At 61.9% G+C, this 11,994-nt stretch carries 8 protein-coding genes; 7 read left to right on the plus strand and 1 reads right to left on the minus strand.

Features of this window, described 5'->3' with window-relative positions:
• Positions 1-174 precede the first annotated feature (174 nt).
• The gene (locus tag WDB86_RS19265) at positions 175-873 is read right to left on the minus strand and encodes a helix-turn-helix domain-containing protein (RefSeq protein ID WP_341485676.1); all 699 of its coding nucleotides are present in this window, start codon (positions 871-873) and stop codon (positions 175-177) included.
• Positions 874-1,130: 257 nt separating this feature from the next.
• Between WDB86_RS19265 and WDB86_RS19270 the strand changes: the two genes are divergently transcribed.
• The 7 genes from WDB86_RS19270 to WDB86_RS19300 all read left to right on the plus strand — a co-directional run bounded on the left by WDB86_RS19270 (position 1,131) and on the right by WDB86_RS19300 (position 11,991).
• Positions 1,131-3,854, plus strand: a complete 2,724-nt coding sequence (locus WDB86_RS19270) for an MFS transporter (RefSeq protein ID WP_341485671.1) — start codon at positions 1,131-1,133, stop codon at positions 3,852-3,854.
• A 63-nt stretch (positions 3,855-3,917) separates the two neighbouring features.
• The gene (locus WDB86_RS19275; RefSeq protein ID WP_341485672.1) at positions 3,918-7,655 is read left to right on the plus strand and encodes a nitrate reductase subunit alpha; all 3,738 of its coding nucleotides are present in this window, start codon (positions 3,918-3,920) and stop codon (positions 7,653-7,655) included.
• Entirely contained in the window at positions 7,652-9,175 is a 1,524-nt protein-coding gene (gene narH, locus WDB86_RS19280) for a nitrate reductase subunit beta (RefSeq protein WP_341485673.1), read from the plus strand. The genes WDB86_RS19275 and narH overlap by 4 nt, the downstream gene beginning before the upstream one ends.
• A gap of 35 nt (positions 9,176-9,210) precedes the next feature.
• Complete coding sequence (narJ, locus tag WDB86_RS19285; RefSeq protein WP_406737120.1) at positions 9,211-9,894, plus strand: nitrate reductase molybdenum cofactor assembly chaperone; 684 nt, start codon at positions 9,211-9,213, stop codon at positions 9,892-9,894.
• Positions 9,895-9,905: 11 nt separating this feature from the next.
• Positions 9,906-10,616, plus strand: a complete 711-nt coding sequence (gene narI, locus WDB86_RS19290) for a respiratory nitrate reductase subunit gamma (RefSeq protein WP_341485602.1) — start codon at positions 9,906-9,908, stop codon at positions 10,614-10,616.
• Between the two features lie 5 nt (positions 10,617-10,621).
• The gene (locus WDB86_RS19295) at positions 10,622-11,437 is read left to right on the plus strand and encodes a peptidylprolyl isomerase (RefSeq protein WP_121534635.1); all 816 of its coding nucleotides are present in this window, start codon (positions 10,622-10,624) and stop codon (positions 11,435-11,437) included.
• Positions 11,434-11,991, plus strand: a complete 558-nt coding sequence (locus WDB86_RS19300) for a hemerythrin domain-containing protein (protein ID WP_121534634.1) — start codon at positions 11,434-11,436, stop codon at positions 11,989-11,991. The genes WDB86_RS19295 and WDB86_RS19300 overlap by 4 nt, the downstream gene beginning before the upstream one ends.
• Positions 11,992-11,994 lie beyond the last annotated feature (3 nt).

Consider the following 11,994-nt stretch of genomic DNA (forward strand, 5'->3'; position numbering starts at 1 on the left):
TGCTGTTGTGACGCCCTGCGTCAGCCAGTCCTTGCCGATAGGTCCGCCACTTCGGCCGATCCCGGGGCGCGCCTTGGGCTGACCGGTTCTGGATTGTTCTGTTAGGCGTTGTCGATTGCCGTCTTGATCTTGCGGATCGTGGGGACCGGGCGGGCCGCTGTCATTTGGATCTCTCTATGAATCCGGATCGTCGATCAATGGGTTGGGCTTTGCAAATCGCTCGAGATCCTGTTGATCGCTGATGTTGACTCGATTGCCCTGGACAGCGACGCCATAGGCCTGCAACCCCCTGAAGGCGCGGCTCAGGTTCTCGGGGGTCATTCCGAGGTAGGACGCCAAACGGCGTTTCTCGAACTCCAAGTCGAACTGGGGACCAGCCCCCAGACGCGACTGCAGCCGAAGAAGATAGTTCGCAAGTCGCTCCTGAGAAGTCCGTAACTTCAGCTCCTTTTTGGTCTTCACGGCGGAACGGTAGCACTGCGCCAGCTCCGCCACGATGGCGCGCGCGAAGAAGTTGTCGACGTCAAATATGTTGCGCACGTCCTGACTGGGGATGAGAGCAATCCGGCTTTTTTCCAAGGTTCGGGCCGACATCAGGTAGGGCGCGCTCTTTATCGACGCCGCGAGGATGAACGTCGACACCGGCCGAGCGGTCGCCATACTGGTTTCCCTGCCGTTCCAGACCGAGAAAAGATCGACGGACCCAGACAGGATGACATGCAGAAAATCGCTTGGTTCTCCCTCGGTTATCAGTTCGATCTGCGGAGGAAAGTTCTGAACGTAGGCGCCGCGCATCAGCGTGCTGAAGTGCGCGCCATCCATGCCCGAAAAGAGGTCCAGCCTCCGGACATCGGGATAATCTGATTCTGGTATGCTCAATCGCACGGCCGCCCTCCGCTTGATATTTATCACCACGTCAATTGATAAATGTCAAGCGGAGTTCCAGACTTTTCAAGTCGAGCATTCTACAAGTTTCAATCGACAAGTCGAAATATTTCCGCAACCCATTTATTCATATAGGAAATTACCGATTACATGATCTAAATCAAGAAGATCAGTTACTCTGGGTCGTATGTCTGACGGTGATCCCTTTTTGGGGCGGAAGCAATGACAACACCGGAGGTTCTGTCATGCAGACCACAGCCACAGCCTCGCGCTCGGACCAGACTCGAGCCCTCGGGCTTAGCACGGTAGCCTTCACTGCCTGTTTTGCGGTTTGGACGATCTTTTCCATCATCGGTGTCGCGATCAAAGGCGAGTTGGGACTGACCGAGGCTCAATTCGGCCTGCTGGTGGCCACGCCAATCCTGACCGGCTCCGTCACACGTCTGTTTCTGGGCGTTTGGACCGAGAAATATGGCGGTCGCCTCGTCTTCTCCGCACAAATGTTGCTGACCGCACTTGCAACCGTGCTGCTGACGCTCGCGCACAGCTACGTCATGTACCTGATCGCGGCCTTGGGCATCGGCCTGGCTGGCGGCTCGTTCATCATCGGTGTCGCCTATGTCAGCCGCTGGTACGATGCCGGCCATCAGGGCACCGCACTCGGCATCTTCGGAGCCGGGAATGTCGGTGCGGCGGTGACCAAGTTCGTCGCCCCCTTTGTCATGGTCGCCTATGGCTGGCACGGCGTTGCCTACACTTGGGCCGCGGGCCTTGCCCTGATCGGTGTGCTGTTCTTCCTGCTGGCGAAGGACGATCCCGAACTCGTCGAACGTCGCACCAAGGGCATTGCAGCCCCCTCGCTGGCCGAGCAGTTCGCGCCCTTGAAGAACCTGCAGGTGTGGCGCTTCTCGCTCTATTATTTCTTTGTGTTCGGTGGCTTCGTCGCGCTTGCGCTGTGGATGCCGCACTATCTGATCGACGTCTACGGCGTCGATGTGAAGACCGCGGGTATGGCCGCGGCCTCGTTCAGCCTCTCGGCCTCTCTGTTCCGTGCCTACGGCGGGCATCTCAGCGACAGGTTTGGCGCCAGAACGGTCATGTACTGGACCTTCGGCTTTTCCCTGATCTTCCTGTTCATGCTGTCCTACCCGCCGACGGACTATGTCATCCAGGGCAAGGAAGGGCCGATCGCCTTCTCGACCGAGCTGGATTTCTGGCCCTTCGTCATCATGCTGTTCGGCCTCGGCTTCTTCATGAGCCTCGGCAAGGCGGCGGTCTTCAAGCATATCCCGGTGTATTACCCGGGGCATGTGGGTGCCGTCGGCGGCCTCGTCGGTATGATCGGCGGTCTTGGCGGTTTCGTCCTGCCGATCGTTTTCGGCGCGGCCCTTGATCTGACAGGCATCTATACCTCGTGCTTCGCCATCCTGGCTGGCCTTGTCGTGATCATGCTGACCTGGATGCATCTGTCGATCCGGGCAATGGAGCGGGCTGCCCTTGGAAAAGAGCTGGGCGCCCTCCCGACCCTTCCCGAACTGCAGGAGGTTCATGTCCCGGGGAAAACGGACATGCCGCGGATGCTGGAAGACTGGCAGCCCGAAAATGCGGAGTTCTGGGCGGAAAGGGGCCGCCGGATTGCGCGCCGCAATCTCTGGATCTCGATCCCGGCGTTGCTTCTGGCCTTCTCGGTCTGGATGGTCTGGTCGATGGTCGTGGCTCGGCTCCCCGCGATCGGGTTCGATTTCTCGACCAGTCAGCTGTTCTGGCTGGCCGCGCTTCCCGGTCTCTCGGGCGCGACGCTCCGGATCTTCTACAGCTTCATGGTGCCGATCTTCGGCGGCCGGTTGTGGACGACGCTTTCGACCGCCTCTCTGCTGGTGCCGGCCCTGGGGATCGGCTACGCGGTTCAGAACCCTGATACGCCCTACCTGATCTTCCTCACTCTGGCGCTGCTGTGCGGCTTCGGAGGAGGCAACTTCGCCTCGTCGATGGCCAATATCGCCTTCTTCTTCCCGAAGGCAGAAAAGGGCAATGCGCTGGCGCTGAATGCGGGGCTCGGCAATCTGGGGGTCTCGGTCATGCAGTTTCTGGTGCCGATCGTCATCACCGCCGGCGTGTTCGGGGCGATGGGCGGCGCACCGCAGACGCTGACGACGGGCGGCGAGCTCTGGATGCAGAACGCGGGCTTCGTCTGGGTGCCCTTCATCGTGATCTCCACTGTCGCCGCCTGGCTCGGCATGAACGATATCGCCGACGCCAAGGCCAGTTTCCGCGAGCAGGCGATCATCTTCAGCCGCAAGCACAACTGGCTGATGTGCGTCCTCTACACCGGCACCTTCGGCAGCTTCATCGGCTATTCGGCCGGGTTCCCGCTGCTGACCAAACTCGCCTTCCCCGACATCAATGCGCTGCAATACGTGTTCCTTGGCCCGCTGGTCGGCGCACTGAGCCGGGCCGGCACCGGCTGGATCAGTGACCGTTTCGGGGGCGGGCGCGTGACCTTCTGGACCTTCGCGGGCATGATCGTCGCAACCTTCGCGGTCATCGCCTCGCTCGGCGCGGGCAGCTTCGGCGGGTTCTTCGCGGCCTTCATGGCGCTGTTCTTCCTCACTGGGGTCGGCAATGCCTCCACGTTCCAGATGATCCCCGCGATCATGGGGCGTGAAGTGCCGCGCCTCATGCCGGAACTGGAAGGCAGCGCCCTGCGCCGTCAATCGGAACGCGAGAGTGCGGCGATCATCGCCTTCACCAGTGCCATCGCCGCCTATGGGGCCTTCTTCATCCCCAAGGCCTATGGGTCCTCGATCGCGATGACCGGATCCCCCGTCGGCGCGCTTTGGGCCTTCCTGATCTTCTACGTCATCTGCCTGGCGATCACATGGGTCTACTACACCCGGCGCGGTGGCCTGCTGCATGACCTCGAGCACGGCAACCGTCCTGCCGCCATCCTCCCCAAAGCCGCACAATAGCCGATGCCCAGGCCCGGGCGGCGATAGCGTCGCCCGGGTTTCCGCATACGAAAGGACAGCCAAATGAGCCATCTTCTCGACAGATTGAATTTCCTGCAATCCAAGGGGACGACGGAGCCCTTCTCCAACGGACATGGGCAGATGACGCGGGAAAACCGCGACTGGGAAGACACCTACAGAAACCGCTGGCGGCACGACAAGATCGTGCGCTCGACCCACGGGGTCAACTGCACCGGGTCGTGCAGCTGGAAGATTTATGTGAAGTCCGGGATCGTGACCTGGGAAACCCAGCAGACCGACTATCCGCGCACCCGTCCCGATCTGCCGAACCATGAGCCGCGCGGCTGCGCCCGCGGGGCCTCCTATAGCTGGTATCTCTATTCGGCGAACCGGGTGAAGAACCCGTTGATCCGCGGCAAGCTGATGAAGGTCTGGCGCAAGATGCGCGAGACCAAGACCCCGATCGAGGCCTGGACCGCGATTCAGAACGATCCGGTTCTGCGCCAGAGCTATGTTGAAACCCGCGGCAAGGGCGGGTTCGTACGCGCGAGCTGGGACGAGGCGACCGAGATCGTCGCCGCCGCCAATGCCTATACGACCAAGACCTATGGGCCCGACCGGATCTTCGGCTTCTCGCCGATCCCCGCGATGTCGATGATCTCCTACGCGGCCGGCACCCGCTACCTGTCGCTTCTGGGCGGAACCTGCCTGTCGTTCTACGACTGGTATTGCGACCTGCCGCCCGCCTCGCCGATGACCTGGGGCGAGCAGACCGATGTGCCTGAATCAGCGGATTGGTATAATTCCAACTACCTCCTGCTTTGGGGCTCCAACGTCCCGCAAACCCGGACGCCCGACGCGCATTTCTACACCGAGGTGCGCTACAAGGGGGCGAAGTCCGCGGTAATCTGCCCGGACTATTCAGAGGCGGCGAAATTCGGCGACGTCTGGCTGAATGCCAAACAAGGAACCGATGCGGCGCTGGCGATGGCCTTCGGACATGTCATCCTGCGCGAGTTCCACCTCGACCGGCAGGCCGAATATTTCGAGGAGTATTGCCGGCAATACTCCGATCTCCCGATGCTGGTGCGGCTGGACGAAAAGGACGGCTCCTTCACTCCGGGACGTTTCCTGCGCGCGGACGATCTGGACGGCAAGCTGGGTGAGGACAACAACCCCGCTTGGAAGACCGTTGCGATCGACGATCTCTCCGGCGCCCTGGTCGCCCCCAACGGCTCGATCGGCTATCGCTGGGGCGAGCAAGGCGAATGGAACCTCGAGGAAAAGGCCGCCGGGGCCGAGACGCGGCTCAAGATGTCGCTGATCGTCGACAGCGACCAGGACGACGTGCTCGGCGTCGATTTCCCGTATTTCGGCGCCGATGCCACCGTGGCGTTCGCAACCGGCGACAAGCGCCCCAACGTCCTGACCAAGAATGTGCCGGTCAAGCGGATCAAGACCGTCGACGGTGAGGTGGCGGTTGCCACTGTCTTCGATCTGTTCTGTGCGAACTATGGTCTCGACCGGGGGTTGGGTGGCGATTGGGTCACGGGGTCCTATGACGAGGATGTGCCCGGCAGCCCGGCCTGGGCAGAGAAGATCACCGGCGTCGATCGCGCGAAGATCATCCATGTCGCCCGTGAATTCGCCGACAATGCCGAGAAGACCCGTGGCCGCTCCATGGTCATCGTCGGTGCCGGGATGAACCACTGGTACCACATGGACATGAACTATCGCGGCATCATCAACATGTTGGTGATGTGCGGCTGCGTGGGTCAGTCTGGCGGTGGCTGGGCGCATTATGTAGGCCAGGAAAAACTACGCCCGCAGACGGGTTGGCTGCCGGTGGCCTTTGCCCTCGACTGGAACCGCCCGCCGCGCCACATGAATGCGACCTCGGCATGGTATGCGCATACCGATCAGTGGCGCTACGAGACCCTGACGGCGGGTGAGATCCTGTCGCCCACGGCCCCGGAGGGCGACTGGGACATCGGCATGATCGACTACAACATCCGTGCGGAGCGCATGGGTTGGTTGCCCTCGGCGCCCCAGCTCAGGACCAACCCGCTCGAGGTCGCGAGGGCGGCCAAGAATGCCGGACAGGACATCGCGCCCTATGTGGCGGAGCAGTTGAAATCCGGCGCGCTGGAAATGTCCTGCGAGGACCCCGATGCGCCCGAGAACTGGCCACGCAACCTGTTCGTGTGGCGGTCGAACCTGTTGGGCTCGTCCGGCAAGGGGCACGAGTATTTCCTCAAGCATCTGCTCGGGACCGACAACGGTGTCATCGGCAAGGACATGGGCGAGGAAGGGCGTCAACTTCCGAAAGAGGCGAAATGGCACAAGGAGGCGCCGCGCGGAAAGCTGGATCTTCTGGTGACGATCGACTTCCGCATGTCGACCACCTGTGTCTATTCCGACATCGTGCTGCCGACCGCGTCCTGGTACGAAAAGGACGACCTCAACACCTCGGATATGCATCCGTTCATCCACCCGCTTCAGGCTGCCGTGGATCCGGCCTATGAGTCGAAATCCGACTGGGAAATCTTCAAATCCATTGCGAAGAAGTTCCAGGAGGTCGTTCCGGGATATCTGGGCCAGGAGACCGATGTCGTGGCGCTCCCGATCCTGCACGACACGCCTGCAGAGATCGCGCAGGATCAGGTCAGGGACTGGAAAACCGGCGAATGCGAGCTGATCCCGGGAAAGACGGCGCCCAACTACATCGCCGTCGAGCGCGACTATACCGCGATCCACGATCGGTTCACCGCGCTTGGTCCGCTGCTTGACAAGCTCGGGAACGGGGGCAAGGGCATCTCGTGGAATACCGAGGACGAAGTCGCGGCGCTGAAGGCGCTCAATGGAGAACGGCGCGAGGGGTCGGCCAAGGGCAGACCCGTGATCGACACCGCGATCGATGCCGCCGAGGTCGTGTTGATGCTGGCGCCGGAAACCAATGGCGAGGTGGCCGTCAAGGCATGGGAGGCGCTTGGCAAGGCAACCGGCCGCGATCACGTGCACCTGGCCGAGGGCGAGCATCACAACAAGATCCGCTTCCGCGACATCGCCGCCCAGCCGCGCAAGATCATCTCGTCGCCGACCTGGTCGGGCATCGAAAGCGAGCATGTCAGCTATAACGCCGGCTACACCAACGTCCACGAGCTGATCCCCTGGCGAACCCTGACCGGCCGTCAACAGCTCTATCAGGACCACTTGTGGATGCGCGCTTTCGGCGAGGGCTTCATGTCCTATCGGCCGCCGGTGGACCTCAAGACCGTCACCGACGCGATCCATACCGACAAGGACAAACCGCATGTCGTGTTGAATTTCATCACGCCACACCAGAAATGGGGCATCCACTCGACCTATTCTGACAACCTGCTGATGCTGACGCTCAACCGCGGTGGTCCGGTGATCTGGATCTCCGAAAACGACGCCGCGAAGGCTGGCATCGTTGATAACGACTGGGTGGAGCTTTACAACGCCAACGGCGCGCTGACCGCGCGCGCGGTGGTGTCGCAGCGCATGAAGGATGGAACGACCTTCATGTATCACGCTCAGGAAAAGATCGTGAACACGCCCGGCTCGGAGAAGACCGGCTTGCGCGGCGGCATCCACAACTCGGTCACCCGGGCGGTGCTGAAGCCGACCCACATGATCGGCGGCTATGCCCAGCAATCCTACGGGTTCAACTATTACGGCACCGTGGGCTCCAACCGCGATGAATTCGTCATCGTGCGCAAGATGAACAAGGTCGACTGGCTCGACGATGAAGCCACCCCGAAGGAGGCAGCGGAATGAAGATTCGTGCGCAAATCGGCATGGTGCTGAACCTCGACAAATGCATCGGGTGTCATACCTGCTCGGTCACCTGCAAGAACGTCTGGACCAGTCGCGACGGTGTCGAATACGCCTGGTTCAACAACGTCGAGACCAAGCCCGGCACCGGCTATCCGACCGATTGGGAAAACCAGGACCGCTGGAATGGCGGTTGGACCCGGACGAAATCCGGCAAGCTCCAGCCCAAGCAGGGGGCGAAGTGGCGGATTCTGGCGAATATCTTCGCCAACCCCGACCTGCCCGAGATCGACGATTATTACGAACCGTTCGATTTCGACTACGACCACCTGAAATCGGCGCCCGAGGGCAAGGCCTTCCCGACGGCCCGTCCGCGCTCGAAGATCACAGGGGAGAGGATCCAGAAGATCGAGAAGGGGCCGAACTGGGAAGAGATCCTCGGCGGCGAGTTCGAGAAGCGCTCGCAGGACTACAATTTCGAGGGCATCCAGAAACAGATCTACGGGGAATACGAGAACACCTTCATGATGTATCTCCCCCGGCTGTGCGAGCATTGCCTGAACCCGGCCTGCGCGGCATCCTGCCCCTCGGGCGCGATCTACAAGCGCGAGGAAGACGGCATCGTCCTGATCGATCAGGAAAAATGCCGAGGCTGGCGGATGTGCGTGTCTGGCTGCCCCTACAAGAAGGTCTACTACAACTGGTCGACCGGAAAATCCGAGAAATGCACGCTGTGCTATCCCCGGATCGAAAGCGGCAACCCGACGGTATGTTCGGAAACCTGCGTGGGGCGCATCCGATATCTCGGCGTGATGCTCTATGATGCAGACAAGATCGCCGAGGCGGCGAACGCGGCCGACAAGATGGATCTCTATGACGCGCAGCTCGGCGTGTTCCTTGACCCCAAAGACCCTGCCGTCATCGCCGAGGCGCAAAAGCAGGGCATTCCGCAAGACTGGATCAAGGCCGCCCAGGAAAGCCCGATCTGGAAGATGGCGATGGAGTGGAAAGTCGCCTTCCCGTTGCACCCCGAATACCGGACGCTTCCGATGGTGTGGTACATCCCCCCGCTCTCTCCGATCCAGAACGCCGCCGAGGCGGGGGCCATCGGGATGGATGGCGCCATGCCGGACGTGAAGAACCTGCGCATCCCTCTGCGCTATCTCGCCAACATGCTGACTGCAGGCGACGAAAAGCCGATCGCCCGCGCCCTGGAGCGCATGCTGGCCATGCGCGCCTACATGCGAGCCAAGAGTGTCGATGGTGTGATCGACGAGGCCGTCGCCGCACGCGTCGGGCTCTCGGGCCAGGTCATCGAGGACATGTATCGCATCATGGCGCTGGCCGATTACGAGGACCGTTTCGTCATTCCCACGACGCATCGTGAACAGGTCGAGGAAGCCTATGATCTGCGGGGTGGCTGCGGCTTCACCGATAGCAACGGATGCTCCACCGGCACCTCCAAGGCGTCGCTGTTCGGTGGCTCCAAGAAGCCGCTCAAGATGCCGCAGGAGGTGCGCTGATGTCCCTGTCGCCTCAAGACCGCACGCTCAAGGCCATGTCCCTGATCCTGAGCTATCCGACGCAGGAACTGCAACAGGCAATGCCCGAAATCAGCGGCGTTCTCGCCTCGGAGTCACGTCTGACCGCCGCGGCGCGGCGCGCGCTGCGCCCGCTCGCGAGCCAGTTGGCGACACGCGACCTCTATGAGCTGCAAGAGCAATATGTGATGCTGTTTGACCGCTCGCGCGCCTTGTCCCTGAACCTGTTCGAACATGTCCACGGCGAAAGCCGTGACCGGGGTGGCGCGATGGTCTCGCTGCTGGAGACCTATCGTGACGGCGGGTTTGAACCGGCCACCACGGAACTGCCTGATCACCTGCCGGTGTTGCTGGAATTCCTGTCGACGCGTCCCTTTGTCGAAGCACAGGAAACCTTGGCGGACGCGGCGCATATATTCGAGGCCCTGACCGCCCGGCTTGTCCGGCGCGAAAGCCCTTATGCCGCCGTGTTCGCCGCTCTTTTCCAGCTTTCCGGCGGTGCGCCGGATCAGGCCGCGGTTGCCGAGCTTCTGGATCAGCCCGACATCGACGCCGACGACCTCGAAGCGCTCGACAAGGTCTGGGAAGAAAGCGAGGTGCGTTTCGGTCCCGACCCGAATGGAGGATGCCCGCAAGTCCGCGACATGCTCGCGCAGATGGATGTTCCGATCAATCCCGCGCCGCGCGCGACGGCCGAGTAACGGAGGCTGAAATGAGCAATTTCTTCTTTGGCATATATCCCTATATCGCCCTCTCGATCATGATCGTCGGCTCGATCGCCCGATATGACCGGGACCCGTTCACCTGGAAATCCTCGTCCAGTCAGTTGCTGCGGCGCAAGCAACTGATGGTCGGGTCTATCCTGTTTCATATCGGCGTCCTGTTCATTTTCTTCGGACACTTCTTCGGCCTCCTGGTCCCGCACCAGGTCTACGAGGCGATCGGCATTCACGCCGAAGCCAAGCAGTTGCTGGCTGCAATCGCTGGCGGCATTGCCGGTATCGTCGCGATCATCGGCGCGCTGATGCTGGCGCACCGTCGGCTGACGGAGCCGCGGATCCGCGACACCTCCAGCTTCTGGGACATCACGATCTTGCTGATGCTGGTGGCGCAGCTCGCCCTTGGCCTGATCAGCGTCCCCTATTCCATCGCCACCGCCGAACATGGCAGCGTGATCAACTTCATGAACTGGGCTCAGGGTGTCTTCACCTTCCAGAGCGGCAATGCCGCGCATATCGCGGATGAGCCGCTGATCTACAAGCTGCACATCGTTCTGGGGCTGACGATCTTCCTCGTCTTCCCCTTCACCCGGCTGGTGCACATTCTCTCGGGGTTTGCGGCGCCCGTGCGGTATCTGCTGACCCGCACCGGCTATCAGATCGTGCGCTCACGCCGTCAGGCGCCGCGCCATCCGGCGGAGTAAGCGCAATGAACGCACAGCTCTATCCCGATCTTGTCGTCAATGGCGAGCTCGTCCCCCATTCGGTGGTGGCCAACGAAGCGCAGAACCATCCGGCGCCCTCCGGGAAACCCGGCGTTGCCTGGCGCCACGCGGCGAATGCGGTCGCCATGCGCACGCTTCTCCTGCAGGAGGCCCGGCAGCGCGGGATACGGGCGGAACCCGCCGAGGTCGGGCCGGGACGCTTTGAAACCGGGGAAGAGGCCCTCATCCGTTGCCTTCTCGACGCCGAGGTCGAGGTATCTGCGCCAACCGAGGACGACATCCGCAGGGAATGGGCGCGCGACCCCGGGCGGTTTCGTTCCCCGCCGCTCTGGGAGGTTTCCCATATCCTCTGCGCCTGCGATCCCCGAAACGAGAACGAACGCGTGGCGGCCCGGGCGCGGGCGGCAGGTCTTCTCGCCCGTGTGGCAGAAGACCCCGGACGTTTCGCGCGGCTGGCATCGGCGCACAGCGACTGCGGATCGAAATCGTCGGGTGGCACGCTCGGACAACTCGGTCCGGGGGACACCGTGCCCGAGTTCGAAGCGGCTCTGCGCAAGATGAAGGAAGGTGAAATCAGTTCGAAGCCAGTCCTCACACGGCACGGTTGGCACGTGATCCGCATGGACGCCATCGCCGAGGGGGCGGTGCTCCCCTTTGAAACCGTGCGATCGAAGATTGCTGACGCCATGGAAAAAGCGGCTTGGGCGCGCAACGCCCGGGCATTCGCGGATCGGCTCGTCGCCTCTGCCCAGATATCCGGAGCCGAGCTTGGACGCCGCGCCCCAGGAGAGACATCATGAAGAACCATCTGTCCAATACCCGACGCGGCGATAGCGAACAGGACCCGACCGATCTGGACCTGCTCCAGGATCCTCTCGAATTTATCCACGAAGATCACATGCATATGCGTGCGGTCTGCGAGCTGATGGAGCGGATTTCGCACAACTCGCTACCGGACCCCGTCGAAATCTCGCGGCTGCTGCGCTTCCTCGATCACGAGATCGGGCTCTTGATCCATGACGAGGATGACGAGTTGCAGGGCATGCTGCTGGTCCGGTGCACCCCGGAAGACGACATCGGGCCAACGCTCGAGCGGCTGAAGGTCGAGCATCAAACGCTGAGCGAGCTGTGCCCGCGCCTGCGGACCGTGCTCACGGAGATGCACGATGACAAGCGAGCTGCCAAAGACGACGAGGCCGCCGCGCTGCGCGACTTCGCCGATCGCCTGCGCCGCCATCTTATCGTGGAGAACGCGATCGTCTTGCCGATCGCGCAAGCCAGGCTGACCGATGATGACATTGTCCGGCTGAGGAACGCCATGATCCGGCGGCGGATCGAGGATATGCAAGTGTAATCC

The organism is Thioclava sp. GXIMD4215, assembly GCF_045291555.1.
In the GTDB taxonomy this organism is placed as follows: Bacteria; Pseudomonadota; Alphaproteobacteria; order Rhodobacterales; family Rhodobacteraceae; genus Thioclava; species Thioclava litoralis.

Coding starts and splice junctions, on each gene's coding strand:
- WDB86_RS19295 (WP_121534635.1), top strand. CDS start 10,622: ATGAACGCACAGCTCTATCCCGATCTTGTCGTCAATGGCGAGCTCGTC.
- WDB86_RS19275 (WP_341485672.1), top strand. CDS start 3,918: ATGAGCCATCTTCTCGACAGATTGAATTTCCTGCAATCCAAGGGGACG.
- narJ (WP_406737120.1), top strand. CDS start 9,211: ATGTCCCTGATCCTGAGCTATCCGACGCAGGAACTGCAACAGGCAATG.
- narI (WP_341485602.1), top strand. CDS start 9,906: ATGAGCAATTTCTTCTTTGGCATATATCCCTATATCGCCCTCTCGATC.
- narH (WP_341485673.1), top strand. CDS start 7,652: ATGAAGATTCGTGCGCAAATCGGCATGGTGCTGAACCTCGACAAATGC.
- WDB86_RS19300 (WP_121534634.1), top strand. CDS start 11,434: ATGAAGAACCATCTGTCCAATACCCGACGCGGCGATAGCGAACAGGAC.
- WDB86_RS19270 (WP_341485671.1), top strand. CDS start 1,131: ATGCAGACCACAGCCACAGCCTCGCGCTCGGACCAGACTCGAGCCCTC.